This window comes from Velocimicrobium porci, assembly GCF_009696045.1.
Taxonomy (GTDB): Bacteria; Bacillota; Clostridia; order Lachnospirales; family Lachnospiraceae; genus Velocimicrobium; species Velocimicrobium porci.
Window position 1 is genome coordinate 35,997 of record NZ_VUMT01000016.1, and the last position, 16,070, is coordinate 52,066.

Below are 16,070 nucleotides of genomic sequence, written 5' to 3' on the forward strand. Positions count from 1 at the left end.
ATAAAACAATAACCTAATTTAAAGTTTCTCATACTCTTCAAGAACCCTTACGGAAATGTCCTCTCTAAGTGATCTCGCCATAGGAAAACACACATCTTTATATTCACCACGGCTATTTTGTTTGGAAGGATAACCCACAAAGAGGTTTCCATCCTTTGTTTTTAACACCCTAATTCCACAGACCACAAAATCACCATCCAACGTGAAGCTCCCGTAAGCTAAGCAACTATCTTCACTCGGTGCTTTTGTAAGTCTAACCTCTGTTACCTGCATAAAACACTCTCCTTATCTGCTTTTTCCTTTCTTCGGAGCAGGTGCGGCTGCGCTCTCTGCCTCTGTCTGGGTCTGTTCCTGTGAAGCCTCCTGATTCTGCGCCTGCTCCTGCTTTTCCACCTGCTGTTTATACTCGTCAATAATCGCACCGGTAATGGATGCATATAATTCCTTACTTAATGGAAATGCAATATCCTCATAGGAACCGTCCTGCTTTTCCCTGGAAGGGAAGGCCACAAAATTATGACCATTCTTATCCTCCATAACACGAACACCTCTAACCGCAAATGCTCCATCAAGAGCAAAACTTCCAATTGCCTTTACGGCAGTATCTGTCTTTAACAGATTTAATCTAACTTCTGATACCTGCATAATTAAAATCTCCTTTCTATCTATGGTGGCGAGGACGTGCTGCCTCTGCCTGTGACTGTGTTGCTTCATAGCTCTGAGTATTCTCAGATACCTTAGCTTCAAGCTGTTCAATAGTTGTATCTGCAAGGGAAATTGTCTTTGCCTTTGCATCATATCTATAAACATGATCTGAAAGCTGTTCCTCAGTAGCTACCTGAGTACCATTTACCTCCTGAACCATCTCAGCTAAAGATTCCGGTGTTCCCATATCTGTAGATACTGCAATGCACTCATGCACAGATGATGGAAGAATAAAAAGATCCGTTCCTACCTTTTCAGCAAGTCCAGATAATGCATCCTCATAAAACATGGAAGCTGCACCATTAACCTTTGCTGTATTCGAGATTACATACATCTGCTGGTTTGCCGGCATATCTGCAAACATCGCCTCTGCAATCTCGTCTGGCATTCCATCCTTGGAAAACATCTCTCTCATAACTTCATTCATCGACTGAACCGTAATAGGAAGAATTTCCTTAGTATTCTTCATTGCAAGCTCATGAATGGTTTCTGCAGTAACTCCCCACATAGCCATATGCTCATTTTTGATGGTGACTGTAGCCATTCCATCAAGATTATTACCAAGCATCACCTTATAAATGAGAGCCAAATCTTCTCTGTTCATATGAGGCGCGCTAGCAAGAAGATCTCTATTTCTTTCAGCATTTACCGCTACCATGATGATCTTATCCTGCACAAAATCAAAGTTCTGAAAATCCTTTCCAATAGAAGCAAATTCATCTGGAGCATTGATATGTTCCATTGCCACTCTTCCGACTTCACCCAGTACAATATCAAGATCTGCACCCTCTTCGTACTTCTTGAAAAATCCCTCAAGATAAATATTTGGTGCAATGTTTGACCCCTCCGGTCTGACTGTTACCGCGTGAAGGACTGTACCATTGTTCTTTGATACTTCATTAAGTGCTACTACCACATTCTTGTACTCATCGGATAAAACCTCGTGAAGGTTCATCTGAACGTACTCCTGAAATTCCTGAAAATTAAGCATGTTTCTCTTTCTCCTTTCTCTTACCGCTTTTTCTGTTCTTTGCAAGATACATGTCATAAGCCAGAATTGTACCTGCCTTATCTGATCTGCTTTCTTTTGCAATGATTACATTGCCGTTAGTTACATAATCCATAATCGCTTTCTCCTTTCATTTATTTGTTGGATTTGTTCCTTACATTTAGTACTTGGAGCCTGAAAATCGTGATTACAGAAAATAATGAAAAATTTATCTCACTTTTTTTCTTTTATTTTCTGTCATCGTTTCAACTGACTCTTCGCTCTTCGCTTCCGTCTCTTGCTTTTCCTGCAATTTAACAAGAGCATTTTCAAGATTGCTTGAAATACTATCTGCTGTTTCCTTAATCAAATCCAAGCTTTCCTTGAGTTCTGTCACTTCCTTATCCTTGCTCCATCCCGAAATATAACCAAAGGAATAATCAGACGTATCAAGTCCGCCATCCTCACCAATCATGGCCGCCACCCAAAAAGCTACCGACTCTGCCTGGACCTCTTTAGTCTTTCGATCAAACTTATCTTCTTCGCTTCCATGCCCTAATTCCGCATGAGCAATTTCATGAATCAATGTCTTAATAGTCTGTAACTCTGGCAAATCTTCTTTCACTACAATCCGCTTTTCCCTAGGACTATAAAATCCATTGGCACCGCTATTAATAGGTTCAAATGTTACAGGCACAGGACTTATCTCAATCAGCGCAGACTTAATCACCTCAAAATCATCTACCCCGCCTTGAAGCAAATGCACCAGACTTGGCAGTGGCTCTCCACTTGTCTGTGCCACATCAAATACGTAAGCCGGTCTGAATCCCTGAAACTCCTTAGTAACCTTTTCCGTTTTCTGCTTTCCGTCTTCTCCAAGCACCGGATGCGAATTTTCATCATATACAGGCTCATCCACATCTGCCTTGTATTTCACCGGGGCAATAATCACAATTCCAGATTCATTCCTATTAACAGTTCGATTAAATTCCGTCTGCCAGGTCTTGTACCCGCATACATAAGAAGCATCAGGTCTCTGCGATGCAATCAAAATACAGTTATTGATGCTATAATTTGGAAACTTCGCCATCGTCCTTATGTAGTCCTTGTAATTTTCAGATTCAAATATGGCCCGAACACCGTTCTCCAACTTTTCCTGAATCATGCTCATTTTTTCTTCCCTACTGACTTTTGGTTTACTCAAAGCAACTTCCTCCTTTCCTAGACTTGTAGAAATTATCTACATCATGTACTTGGAGCCCAAAAATCGTGATTACAGAAAAAGCTCGAAGATTTCTCTCCGAGCTTCATGTCTATCTACTTCTTTTTCTTCTTACAGGGGTTATTGCTTCATCAGCTGATTGCTCCGCTACTGCAAATCTATCACGATCTATGTTCTGATAATTTTCCTCCAACTTGGCATGTTCAAATTCCATCAACCCTTTTTCTCTAAAGCTAAAATAAGAACGATTGTCTCCACCCACAATAATATGATCTCTGAGTGGTATTCCTATCAGTTCACCCACCTTAAGCATTCTATCTGTAATCATGGAATCCCATTTACTCGGACTCAAATTACCCGATGGATGATTATGCAGTAAAATCATAGAATTGGCATTTGATAAAATAGCACTCTTTAATATCTCTCTTGGATGCGCCACACATTCATCTACAGCCCCCATACTGACAAAATTACAATTAACCGGTATACCGTCTGAACGCAAATTAATAACACAAACAACTTCCCTATCTAATTCACACATATTTTGCCCAAGCAACTCCACCACGTCCATAGGCATCGTAATCGGTTTCTTGCTCATAAGCGTCGCATCCTTCACTAACCTCACTGATACCACATCTATCTGACTCTCCACGAATATCTCCTTCCTCTGTAAAATCTACTCGTATAAAAAACTCCTCCGTATGATTATTCATAAAGCGGAATAAGTCCCTTACATTTATTTCTTGTTCCACCATCTATTCCTCCTTCGACAACTTCTGGTCAACTTGACCAAAAGTGTCCCTCGAACTTAAAATCTTCTTTATTTCCTGTAACTCACTGTATATTGCAAGCTTATCTTCTTCTGAAACTGAATCCTTAAGTACAATTGTCCGAAGCGACAAGTCAATACTTGAAAGCCTCTTTACCGCATCCATATATTTAATAGAAGGGCAAATTAACTTTTGCTGGCCAGACAGAACATAACGGATATACTGCGACCTATTCATTCCAAGCTCTTCCCTTAAACAATCAAGCCTTAACACATCGTCTTCAGAAAGTGACAAAAACAATCTCTTATTTGCTGCCATCCTTACCCTCCTCGTATTCTTTGAAATCATCAGATGTACTGTCATCTTCAATAGGCACATTGGCATTTATTCCAGTAAGCGCCTCATACTGATGAATCATCTCCGAGGCATCTGCATAATAATCATCATTTACCTCATGAAAACCTGCACTTTTTACCACAAGCTTCTTTTCAGGATCATCATCTAAAAAAGCAGACTTTCTATAAGTACCAAGTAACTTATCAAGTTCTGCCACTGCTTCAGAATACAATCCCTGCTTTAAATACCTCTCAAATGAAATCAGCTCATCCATTGGCAGCATCTGAAAACGACATGGCCTATCGTTATACTCAGCAACCACAAACCATTCCCCAGCTATCAATTCCTTTGCAGCCTCTCGCTTCATTCTTGCTTCACTTGCCTTACAAATCTGACGCAAAAAGCCTCTAACATTTTCATAATTATTTGCAACATTTGGCATTTCCAAGAGCCTAATAACATACTCTGCATTAAGTCCATGATCACCGGCATAATTCAAAAGATCTTCAAGCTCAGTTCCATGATATTCATGCCATCCGGCATACAGTGCTAACTTTGCTTGATTACAAAGTGTTTTATCAGCCAACAACAACTCTATGGATTTTTTTCTATTTGCACTTATTCTCTCTGACGTAATCTCTCCCTTAACGGATTTCTTTTTCTCAAGATTCTCACAATCACCCAAAAGCTTTTCAAAAAACTTGCACCTGCACAAAAGACCAGCAATTCTACTCTTCGCATTTTCTACTGAAAGCAGATGGTTCTTATCATCATCTTTCCGATAAAAGCTTTCTCTACGTCCACCAGTTTTACTACAATCCCTCTCTCCCGGAAAAATATCACTCACGTTATGAAGAAAAATATCTTCCTTTACATCCTTCCCCACTACACAAGCAGTATCTATTCGAACTACCGGTTCCGTCATAACAGCAAGAATATTCTCTGACTTAATCTTTAGAAGTTGTTTTTGTAGTTCTTCCTTTTCAGTCTTAAGTGCTGCCACTTCATTTTTAAGTTCAGTGTTTCGCTTCTTATATTCTGCAAACTGAGGATTTTCTACTTTATTAGGCACTTTCACCGCCAAAGGATCTTCGCCTTTCCTTCCTTTAGGCGCAGGAGCTGGGCCAGTAAATAGAACAGCTGCATCTGTTCCAACATACTTGCACAGGTCCTCAATAAAGGTTCGAAATGATGCAATATCCAAAGATGTCTTATTGTCCTTTACTTCAAGCATCGGGCATTCACCCTTAAATGGAGCTTCAGCTTTACTCTTGTTTGTGTTATAGGATTTTGCCAAATTAGCATCCTTTACCTTCTGAAATAGGGAATCAAAATCTATTGGATCTGTCCCAACTAAGTGATATACCTCAATATATTTTTCCAAGGCCGTTAATTTATCTTTCATTTCTTTCTCACTCCTTTCCTTGACCTCTAATAATTACTTGGAGCCTGAAAATCGTGATTACAGAAAAGTCAAACAAAAAAGCATTTCAAACTACTTGAAAATTTTTCAAACACCTTGAAATGCCTACTTTTAGACTAACTATTTAATTTTTCCTTATTTCAGTTCTCTTGAAACCTCCACCCCCAGTAAACAAGCCACTTCACAGGAATTGAAACTTTTTCAAAAGCGTTGAAATGCTCTACTAATAAAACAAATAACAGGATACGCCTATAGTTGCATAAACTACAGGCAGAAAATCCTGTACTCCTATGTCGTACACTATAGGGTATCCCTATGACCCAATCCAAACCTTTGGTCAACTTGACCAGAAGTTGTCACTCATATGTTGACTGCATGAACCCACGGTTGCGCTTGAAGGCATAAAGAAAGGCTCCCACCCTCAGACATAATAAATCTGACAATCAGAGCCTTCCGCATAGAGACAGCTTAGCACAACCGTCCCTACAGTAAACATATGTTATAACAAATGTGATGGCAACGAATTTTCTCTTTCCTCTATCCTCGTAACCTTAAATACCTCTCTCTCTGCATCCTCGTTATAATCCTGTATAAAATGATTATTTTTCATAGCTTCTAGAATTTTCCTGTTTTCTGGAGTTATAGAAATCTTAGGTCTACGGTTTGATTCAAATATTTTAGCAATTTCATCAAATCCCAAAATAGTCAAGTATTCCTTGCAACGAATCTGAGAAATTCTGTCCATGACTAATAGCATCAATTCTTTTCTTGAGGCCATCGCTATTTCATCACTTCTTAATATCAAATCAAGCAAATTGAAATCAACCTTTTCATGTGCAGTTTTTATAGCTGCAAAATCTGATAATGCAATCTTTAATATGCATTTTTTTACTTCATTATCATATCTTGAATAATCTTCAAATAAAGCTGGACTATCAGAACTATCATAATTATTCTCAATAATATATCTAAACACCTGTGAACTTATATTTTTATTTACTACCGAAACAGATTCACCAGGTATTGTATTTAATAATTCTATTTTTTTCTGATCTTCAATTGGTAATTCTAACATTTCCGATATTTCATTAACATCAGCCAATCCATTTGAAGAAAGTTCAATATATTCAGAAAGATATGTCTGTGCATATTTTATGGTTGCTTCAGGATATGTCTGTCTAATGAAAATAAGATTTTCTTCATTCATCAAAATCCATTTTCTTCCAATCAGACTATCGACTTTAGAAACAGATAATTCAGCTTCAGTAAACACATCACATTCATATCCTATTGCATCTAATATTTCCAAATATTTCTCATCAGTCAAATCGTTACAAGACAATATATCTTGCCAAAATTTACCCAACAGTTCTGATTCAGTTTCATTATAAACTAATACTTCTTCATTGTTATTAATAAATTCTATCAGTACACCATCTAATCCATTGTCTCTATAATATGAAAGCAAATTGTCTAATGAAAAAATCATTTTTCTCAGCTTTACAATATCAATTCTCAACTCAACTGAATCAATTTTATTTAGCTCAGATAACTTATAAGTCATTCTCTCTATATAACTCTGTTTATGCTCAATTTCAACTTCTTCATTTAAGACATAAAGAACTACATCCTCATCATCACTGTTTGGAATATCTTCATTTGCAATAATTTCTAAATATCCATCTAAATTTTCCTTTACATAACGCGATAGCGGTTCTTCCTCTTTATTAAATACAATAGAAAGTATTTTCCCCTCTGTTTCAGGTATTATACTTATCATATAGTAAAGCTGAAGCCACATTTTTATATTCTGCAAATTTATAACATACATATTATGTATATACACTTGTCTTAATAACTCGGTATCAGCCTGTTGCGGATTTATTCCAACAAATTTAACATTGAGCATTTCGAAATTTCTTACAATACTTTCTACATCCGGGTTTTCTATATCTAAAAAGCTTGCTGTATTCGAAATATAATTAAGTAGACAACTATCTAAATTAATTTCTGCCATCATCTCATTTGATAAATAGCTCACAAAGCAAACACAGAACTGATGTATTTGCTGCTCTGTATATTTTTCATTTTTCAAAATGACACTAACAAACTCCGGCCATCCGGTTGCCAGCTTATTTATGTACTCATCTGTATTTTTCCCTGTTTCAAGATATTGATATAGGAAATCAAAACAATCACTGGATTTTAACTGGGATACAAATTTCTCTAAATAATTACTTCTTCCTGTGTTATTAAGAATTTCATAAAATAACGCAAAATTCTTCGTTTCTTCCTGTGTAAAATCTACTGGATTCAAATTAGAAAATACCAACGCAACATTATCAATTGGATAATCATATTTCTTTGCTTTTCTATCAGTAATCGAACGCAGAAACATTTTATCATTCACAGTCAAACTGTTATCATAGAAAAATGACATATAATCATTATAGGATTCATCTATATAACCGTTTCTCAACAAATATTTTAGCAAATCAAAATACTCATTACCCTTGACGTCATTAAAACATATTTCTTTACCCAACTCGTCCGTGTCCGTCGTATGAAAAATAACATCTATATTATCTCTCGTAATAATTTCACATAATGCGCTCTCTGATAGTTGATCTCTTTTGGTTTTCAGATTTTGGATAATTTTATGGAACTCAGCAACTCTATTATTTTTCTTATCTTCAATGGCTTGTTTGCGCTCTCTGATTTCATCTTGTATCTTTTGAACTTCTTGTTCCCTTCTGCTGTAGTACGTATTTCTAGCAGCACTTAACTTTTGAGAATAAGCAAGATCGACTTCATCGTTTGAATTAAGATGCTCTTTTTCACATAACTCAATCTGATGTTCATAAGATTCAATTTCTTCGGTAACAGCCTTTATCTCTTCTTCTATAAACATATTTTTTTTCGAGAAAAGAGTCCATACAAATCCTTTATTCAGCTGTAGCTCAGAAAAGTCCCTTGGAAAAATATTCTTATATACAATGATGCCCATCATCTTGTTTGGACTTAATTCAATCTTATTCAGTTTCTTAAAATAAATCATAAACTCATTGCATATATTTTTTAAAATTCTTAGGTCATCAATATATAATGAAATTCCTCTTAAAAAACGTTCATCAAACAAATTATAGACATTGCCTTCTTCCAGATAACTTTTTAGTTTGTTGAATGCATTAGAACTGTCCACTACAGGAATAACAGGCATAATAAAGTCAAAGAACTTTGTCCTATCTTTATTGATAAAGATATCATCCCTCAATAAATAAAAGAATCTAAGTGTTTTACCATCCTTTTTCATGCGCGCATTTGCTAACCGATTAACTTCATGCAGTCTTTCAAAAACAGTACCTATATCAAATCTATCTATATCTTCAAATACTATGACATCTGCATTTGTATTTTCAAACAGATAAAGCACTTCGTTTAGATATTTATCAAAATATGAATCTTCTGCATCTGAAAATATCTCTATCTCATTCCCCTGAACACTCAGTTTTCTAAATATGCCCTTATTTTTCTGTGTTTTAATCAATTCAAAAATTCCAAATATTGATATTCCTACTACGCCTACTGCATAAACAAATCTCGCAATTGGATCAATTAGATATTTAAGGAAATTATATATATTATAATTATGGAATTCTTCTATCCAGCTAGAAAAAGTAGCAAATTTAGCAGTAGCCAAAAAGCAAACAGCAAAAACTACAATCAGTAATGCCGCTCCAAAACACTTAAAAGCACTCACTTTTCTTTTAACATGAAAATTTGTTTGAGGTATATTGTTTGCATCAATTTGCTGAATCAGCTGATTTAAAATCTTTCCTTCTAATACTGCCTCTATATTTTTATCTTCACCGTTTTCTTCTATACTTTTTTCTTTTTCTGGCTCCACCCTAAAATGCGCCAATGAAATATGAAGAAATTTCTTATCTTTACAATTTTTCTTATAGCTTTCCAATAAACTACTTTTTCCAGCACTATACGGTCCTGATATTGCCACATTTTTTATATCATCATTTTCAAAAATATATTTGAACGCATCCTCATACACCAAAAGATCAACCTTATCCGTCGGTGTAAGCTTCTGAAATGTATTATTCATATTTTCTCACTTCCTTCAATAATCTTCTGAAAAAACTAATTGCATTCATCCATTTTTTCGCCTTCAACATTATTTTCTTTAATAATCCTCGATGCCTCAATCAAGGCGGTTCTTCTCACAAATTCACTGTATGATGCATATGCCTCAAGCTTTGCAGCTTGCTTAAATTTATCCAATTCTTCCTCACTTACTCTTATACTTATTGATATCGACTTTTTCATTTTCCGTTTCCTCCATTATTAAAAATTATACATCGCTTAGTGTGACATTGTCCATACTTTGTTGCACAAACAAACGTTTTGTATACAACAAAAAAGGAACCTATCAGAGCTCCTTGCCCATCCTGGTTCCCAATTTGATTATATCCTAGAATATAGATGTTCTTTATTTCTCCACCCTAATCCGCGGCTTATTTGCTTCTCTACCTTCTAACCAAGGCACTGTTGCATTTGCAAATATCGCCAGTTCCATAAATCCAAAAATAGCTACTATAACCACCTTTACAATAATTCTTACCACTTGATTACCTATATAATCAGCAAACACCCAGAACAATCCAGAAAAAATAATAACACTTGCAACCGCTGGTACAACAACAATAATCGGAAGATAACTGAGTATCACATAGGCAATTACAAACAAGGCACACAATCCAAATGTCACCCACCATCCCGCATCAGGGAAAAGCTTCTGATGAACCGGAATGCTCCATACCACTGCAGGAATAATATTGATTAATGGAAACTTATAATTCTTTTCATATGAGGCCTTGTAACTGTCCTCAACAATATACTTTGCCATAATCCAAACCTTCTTTCTCTCATAAATATCTTACCGATAAAATACAATATCGACAACCATTATTTACTTCTGGTCAACTTGACCAAAAGTTCTAATCAATGCCATAAAGGTCATGTCGCACCTCTGCATTATAGTAATGGCTCATGGTATTTGGTGCATTATAAAGTGCTGTAATCAAATAAGCTTTTATATTAGCAACCTTAGTAGTATTGTTCTGCATACATCCAATTACATACTGCAAGTGGCTACTGTTAAGCTTCAAGAACTTGCTCTTTACCAAGCTATATGGATATTCTTCTCCTGCAATTCTAATAGTCTTACGAGGAACACATACCACATCACAGATAATTTGATAAAGCTCATCATACATTTCTGCATCATTCCAATTCTTGTTAGACATCATAATGTCATATTCAATATTCTCTCTGATAATTTCCATATAGGCTGTTGCCTCATCCATCGGATCCACCTGCTGATAAGATAGACTGATAAGATTATTCTTAATCATATTATTATCAGATTCTATATTATTCGTGTGTAGATTTTCCCCTAGTACCGGTTCACTTTCTACACTGGTTGCTGTGTTAAAGTTACGCTGGTGTAAGTTTTGAACTGGTGTGAAATCTTCACTGGTGTAATCATTGCACTGGTGTACTTTCTCTACCGGTGTAAAATCTTCACTGGTATCATTGTTACACTGGTGCATATTTTCTACTAGTGACATTTCTTCACCGGTTGCTATTTTACACTTGTCCTTTGGAACCCTTGATTTTCCAGTGCTTTCATGAGATTCAGACACAAAATTTTTTACATAAATTATATTGGCAATACCGTTCTGCTGAACCATCTCTATAAGTCCAATGCTTTCTAACTCTTTTAAAATGTTTCCTGCAGTTTTACGACTTACATTCAAATCTTCTTCAATATTATTAAGGGAATACTTGATGAAGACCTTATTGTCCTCATCAAGCCAACCTCTTTTCTTGGAAAGTGACATACGATCAAGCATTAGTCCATAGAGAAGCTTCGCATTATTCGAGACTGCCTTAAAACGCTCATCTGTGATAAGCGCCTTAGGTAATCTGTAAAATGTAAACTGTTCTGATTCTTTTCCATAATAAAAATCTAAATCTAGCTTCTCCACTAACCTCTACCCCCTTTCGCTTTCCATTCATCAAGTAACTTCACAATAATTCCTTCAATATCTTCATTTGTCATATTAGGTTCAAAATAAGAATCCAAACGACTCTGATTAAATACAACCTTTCTTACAACAGGCTTCTTATAATTTAAGATTTCTCTGAGCCACTGTTCACTGAAAAGTCCTTCCTTTGAAGCATTCTTTATTCTTGCAGACTGCTCCATATTTATAATTAAACCCATATCCTTCATAACCTTTAGAACAACCTCTCTATGTTCCTCCGGTATATGAGAAAGATCTATTCCTTGGGCTATACCAAGCTTCTTACTATCAATAAGTTCCAAATATTCATCTGATAAATTCGATAAACAGATAAGTCTCTGAATCGTCTTACTGCTTTCTCCAGCTGTTTCACTCATTTCATCAAGCGTAACACCACCAGCCATTCCCTGATGCTTCATGGCATCATATTTCATTCTATATGCTTTTGCTTTTTCGCTAATACTGATATCCTCTCTTTGAATATTAGCATCTACCATAATCACAGTGGCTTCATCATCACTACAATCCTTGATCATAACCGGCATAGTTTCAAGCCCTGCAAGGGTAGCAGCATGATGTCTTCTATGTCCTGATATAAGCTCGTATCCACCTTCTACGCGTTCCCTTGCAATAGCAGGAACTAAAATGCCATACTGTTTTACACTTTCAACCATTTCTTCCATTTTGGCATCATCACTTACCTTAAATGGATGATTCTTAAAGGTATATAGCTCAGAAAGAGCCACATCCTTTATCTGTTCCTGTACAACAATCTCTGTATTTTCATCTTCTCCAAACATGTCGTTATATGACTGCAATTTAATCTTTTCACTTAAATTTCTTTTACTCATGACTGATAACCTCCTTTGTTAACTCTTCATACGCAATAGCAACTTTTCCTTTTGCATCATGCTTATAAATACTTACACCTTCCGCAGGAGTTTCTGCAGCTCTTACAGACATCGGAATCACATTTTCAAAAATATGAATACTACTTCCATATACCTGATATAAAACTTCTGTGATTTCATTAGCATAATTAGTTCTGTAATCCACCATAGTCAGCAAGATACCCATAATATGAAGCTTTGGATTCATCTTTCTTTTTACCCTGCTAATGGTCTTAAGCAACTGCTCCAAGCCCTTAATAGGAAGATACGCAGCCTGTACCGGAATAATAATCTCATCCGCAGCAACAAGTGCATTTAATGTAAGTTGACCTAAGTTAGGTGAGCAATCTACAATGATGTAGTCGTACTTATTACCAAGCATATCAATGTATTCCTTTAATACAGTTTCACTGCTCATAATACCCACTAAAGACGTCTCAACTCCGGATAACTCGATATTCGCTGGCATAAGGTCAATTCCTTCCTCATGGTGAAGAATACCCGCCGTAATATCAAAAGGTTCCTCATTCAATACCCAGTCCATAATCTGAGCCAATGTTATCTCCAGACTATCCGGTTCCTGATAACCTAATGCCTCTGTAAGAGATCCCTGCGGATCGTTATCAATCACTAATACCTTTTTGCCTTCTCTGGCAAGTCCAATGCCAAGATTGACTGTTGTGGTGGTCTTGGCAACTCCACCTTTCTGATTTGCGCAAATAATTACTTTACTCATATGGTCTAATCTCCTTTACTGTTTTTCTTTCTTTTTGCTGATTTCTAAGTATTTTCTAAAATATTTATTGGTTCCTTTGTTCTGATACATATCTGAGGATTCTGTAATTTTGACTTGTGAACATGACTTTAATTGTTTCTCCAGCCAATCCATATCCTCTTTGGTGCCTTGCAATCTCACTTTGATCATCTCTCCACCTCCAGGGTCTCTCAATGAAATGTCCACCATATGAGCTGCACTTAACGCTGTGTGATTCATATTGTTTTAATCTCCTTTCAAAATTCGTAACTTTTTCGTATACCATATCGCAGAAATTCGTATACCAAACTGAATATACGAAAACGAAAAAAGGACCCTTCCTCAGATTAAAATCTGAAGAAAAGTCCTCATTTTTCATAAAATATCAATCTATAGTTTTTAAAGCTATTCGTCAGTTGACATCATAATTCTTCATATCAACTTAGAAATTTGTTGTAGTAAGCGTTGTAGTAAGCGTAATTTTTACGTCCTACAAAGCCCTGAAACCCTTGATTTTACGGCATTCTTACTTATCGATGCTTTTCATTGTCGGGAACAACAACACATCCCTTATTGCCGGTGAGTTTGTCAAAAGCATTACTAATCGATCAATTCCATAGCCGATACCACCTGTTGGAGGCATACCGATTTCAAGTGCATTTAGGAAGTCTTCGTCTGTTGTCTGTGCTTCATCATCACCTGCTGCCAATGCGATTTCCTGTGCTTTGAATCGTTCTCTTTGGTCGATTGGGTCATTTAATTCAGAATAAGCATTTGCCATTTCACGTCCATAGATAAATAACTCAAAACGCTCTGTCAATTCCGGATTATCCGGTTTTTTCTTTGTAAGAGGGGAAATCTCAATTGGGTGGTCTGTTACAAATGTAGGCTGAATTAACTTGTCTTCTACGAATTCTTCGAAGAACAATGCTAAAATATCACCTTTTCCATGTCTTTCCTCATAATGTACATTGTGTTCATCTGCAAGTTTTCTTGCTTCTTCTAACGTTGCTACTTCTGAGAAATCTACGTTTGCATATTTCTTAACAGCATCTGTCATACTGATACGTTCGAAAGGTTTTCCTAAATCAATCATTGCATCTGCATATGGAATTAACGTTGTTCCACAAACTTCCTGTGCAACATGGCGATACATTTCTTCTGTCAAATCCATCATGCCATTATAATCCGTGTATGCCTGATAAAGTTCCATTAATGTGAACTCTGGATTATGTCTTGTATCAAGACCTTCGTTACGAAATACACGACCAATTTCGTATACACGCTCTAATCCACCTACAATTAATCTCTTCAGATAAAGTTCAAGAGAAATTCTTAATTTTACATCTTCATCTAAAGCATTATAATGTGTTTCAAATGGTCTGGCTGCTGCACCACCTGCATTAGCTACTAACATTGGAGTTTCTACTTCCATAAAACCTTTTTTATCTAAAAATCTACGAATTGAACTGATAATCTGGGAACGTTTAATAAATGTTTCCTTTACTTCGTCATTCATGATAAGGTCTGTATATCTTTGACGGTAACGGATGTCTGTATCCTTTAAGCCGTGATATTTTTCAGGAAGAATCTGAAGACTTTTGGATAATAAAACAACATCAGATGCATGAATTGAAATCTCACCTGTCTTTGTCTTAAATACTTCACCTTTGATACCAACGATATCACCAACATCATATTTTTTGAAGTCTTTATAAGATCCTTCTCCAATAGAATCTCTTGCCACATAGCTCTGTATATTACCAAGCTTATCCGCTACATTACAAAAAGACGCCTTACCCATAACACGTTTAGACATAATACGTCCTGCTACAGATACGGATTTTCCTTCTAATTCATCAAAGTGTTCTTTTATCTCTTTAGAATGGTGAGTTACATCATATTTTGTAATTTGAAATGGGTCTTTCCCATTTTCTTGCAGCTCCGCTAATTTTGCACGGCGCACCTTCAATAATTCGCTCAAATCTTTTTCTTGTTGTTGATTATTCTCTGCCAAGTCTTACACTCCTTTTCCATTTTGTTCTTTTATTCTCTTTTTCTCTTCCTAAATATTATTTGATTCAGGTGCCTATAACTCGAATACTAAATCAGACTAATGTTTATCATCTATTTTATCCTTTTCAAAAGCCATCCATTCTTTTATTTAAGTTAATTTGATTTCTGAATCTCAAGAATTTTATACTGAATGTCACCAGCTTGTGTTTCTACCGTGATTGTTTCACCAACCTTTGCACCAATTAAAGCTCTTCCTACCGGTGATTCATTGGAAATCTTTCCTTTTAAGCTATTTGCTTCTGTAGAACCAACGATTTTGTATTCTAATTCTTCATCGTATTCTAAATCCATGATTCTTACTTTACAGCCGATGCTGATTTTGTCTACGTCTACATCTTCTTCTACAACGACTTCTGCATTACGTAAAATCTTATCAATTTCTTCAATTCTTGCTTCAATATCACGCTGTTCATCTTTCGCTGCATCGTATTCTGCATTTTCAGATAAATCACCTTGTTCTCTTGCTTCTTTGATTTTCTGAGCAACTTCTCTTCGTTTATTAACTTTTAAATCCTGTAATTCTTCTTCTAATTGTCTTAAACCTTCATATGTTAAAATATTTTTCTTCTCAGCCATCAAGTTTTCCTCCATATATCATAATCAATTATCGTACAATTTCACATTCACAAAATTATAACGTAGAACCTTGAAAATGTCAATGGGTTCGGCTGGTTTTCCCACGACAAACGCATGAATGAGTATCCTTTACCAATTTTGTTTTTCACTATTTTTTAAGCTTCTAAGATTTCTTCCAAGTATTGAATTGGGCGCAAGCTAATAACAAACCTTTTCTTTCTCATTGACA

17 protein-coding genes and 1 pseudogene are annotated in these 16,070 nt (G+C 35.9%); all 18 read right to left on the reverse strand.

All coding sequences use genetic code 11. The features are described 5' to 3' along the window. Nucleotides 1-18: 18 nt before the first annotated feature. A complete protein-coding gene (locus FYJ58_RS10675) occupies nt 19-273 on the reverse strand; it encodes a SpoVG family protein (RefSeq protein WP_154519713.1) in 255 nt (84 codons plus the stop codon). A gap of 12 nt (nt 274-285) precedes the next feature. Then, nucleotides 286-645 (reverse strand): SpoVG family protein, encoded by a 360-nt coding sequence (locus tag FYJ58_RS10680; protein WP_205839238.1) that lies wholly within the window; start codon nt 643-645, stop codon nt 286-288. Between the two features lie 16 nt (nt 646-661). Then, entirely contained in the window at nt 662-1,696 is a 1,035-nt protein-coding gene (locus FYJ58_RS14775) for a DUF5688 family protein (protein ID WP_205839239.1), read from the reverse strand. Then, complete coding sequence (locus FYJ58_RS10685; RefSeq protein ID WP_154519715.1) at nt 1,689-1,829, reverse strand: hypothetical protein; 141 nt, start codon at nt 1,827-1,829, stop codon at nt 1,689-1,691. The genes FYJ58_RS14775 and FYJ58_RS10685 overlap by 8 nt, the downstream gene beginning before the upstream one ends. Nucleotides 1,830-1,922: 93 nt before the next feature. Next, on the reverse strand, nt 1,923-2,897 hold the full coding sequence (locus FYJ58_RS10690; protein WP_154519716.1) for an ImmA/IrrE family metallo-endopeptidase: 975 nt from the start codon (nt 2,895-2,897) through the stop codon (nt 1,923-1,925). Nucleotides 2,898-3,006: 109 nt separating this feature from the next. Beyond that, nucleotides 3,007-3,513 (reverse strand): JAB domain-containing protein, encoded by a 507-nt coding sequence (locus tag FYJ58_RS10695; RefSeq protein ID WP_154519717.1) that lies wholly within the window; start codon nt 3,511-3,513, stop codon nt 3,007-3,009. Beyond that, nucleotides 3,449-3,670 carry a hypothetical protein gene (locus FYJ58_RS10700; RefSeq protein WP_154519718.1) on the reverse strand — a complete coding sequence of 74 codons (222 nt, stop codon included), beginning with the start codon at nt 3,668-3,670 and terminating at the stop codon, nt 3,449-3,451. Before FYJ58_RS10700 ends, FYJ58_RS10695 begins: the two co-directional genes overlap by 65 nt. After that, the gene (locus FYJ58_RS10705; protein ID WP_154519719.1) at nt 3,671-4,003 is read right to left on the reverse strand and encodes a hypothetical protein; all 333 of its coding nucleotides are present in this window, start codon (nt 4,001-4,003) and stop codon (nt 3,671-3,673) included. Next, nucleotides 3,990-5,426: a hypothetical protein gene (locus tag FYJ58_RS10710; protein WP_154519720.1), complete on the reverse strand. Its 1,437-nt coding sequence runs from the start codon at nt 5,424-5,426 to the stop codon at nt 3,990-3,992. The genes FYJ58_RS10705 and FYJ58_RS10710 overlap by 14 nt, the downstream gene beginning before the upstream one ends. A gap of 517 nt (nt 5,427-5,943) precedes the next feature. Further along, entirely contained in the window at nt 5,944-9,561 is a 3,618-nt protein-coding gene (locus FYJ58_RS10715; RefSeq protein ID WP_154519721.1) for a YobI family P-loop NTPase, read from the reverse strand. A 35-nt stretch (nt 9,562-9,596) separates the two neighbouring features. Next, nucleotides 9,597-9,782, reverse strand: a complete 186-nt coding sequence (locus FYJ58_RS10720) for a type II toxin -antitoxin system TacA 1-like antitoxin (protein WP_154519722.1) — start codon at nt 9,780-9,782, stop codon at nt 9,597-9,599. A gap of 163 nt (nt 9,783-9,945) precedes the next feature. Then, nucleotides 9,946-10,362, reverse strand: coding sequence for a hypothetical protein (locus FYJ58_RS10725; protein ID WP_154519723.1), 417 nt, complete (start codon nt 10,360-10,362; stop codon nt 9,946-9,948). Nucleotides 10,363-10,453: 91 nt separating this feature from the next. After that, nucleotides 10,454-11,506: a DUF6017 domain-containing protein gene (locus tag FYJ58_RS15165; RefSeq protein ID WP_328597844.1), complete on the reverse strand. Its 1,053-nt coding sequence runs from the start codon at nt 11,504-11,506 to the stop codon at nt 10,454-10,456. Continuing rightward, nucleotides 11,506-12,396, reverse strand: coding sequence for a ParB/RepB/Spo0J family partition protein (locus FYJ58_RS10735; protein WP_154519724.1), 891 nt, complete (start codon nt 12,394-12,396; stop codon nt 11,506-11,508). Before FYJ58_RS10735 ends, FYJ58_RS15165 begins: the two co-directional genes overlap by 1 nt. Further along, entirely contained in the window at nt 12,389-13,171 is a 783-nt protein-coding gene (locus FYJ58_RS10740; protein WP_154519725.1) for a ParA family protein, read from the reverse strand. Before FYJ58_RS10740 ends, FYJ58_RS10735 begins: the two co-directional genes overlap by 8 nt. Before the next feature lie 15 nt (nt 13,172-13,186). Next, a complete protein-coding gene (locus FYJ58_RS10745; protein WP_154519726.1) occupies nt 13,187-13,429 on the reverse strand; it encodes a hypothetical protein in 243 nt (80 codons plus the stop codon). A 298-nt stretch (nt 13,430-13,727) separates the two neighbouring features. After that, nucleotides 13,728-15,206, reverse strand: a pseudogene (gene lysS, locus FYJ58_RS10750) (lysine--tRNA ligase); the annotation flags it as partial. A gap of 152 nt (nt 15,207-15,358) precedes the next feature. Further along, the gene (greA, locus tag FYJ58_RS10755) at nt 15,359-15,841 is read right to left on the reverse strand and encodes a transcription elongation factor GreA (protein ID WP_154519728.1); all 483 of its coding nucleotides are present in this window, start codon (nt 15,839-15,841) and stop codon (nt 15,359-15,361) included. Between the last annotated feature and the right edge of the window lie 229 nt (nt 15,842-16,070).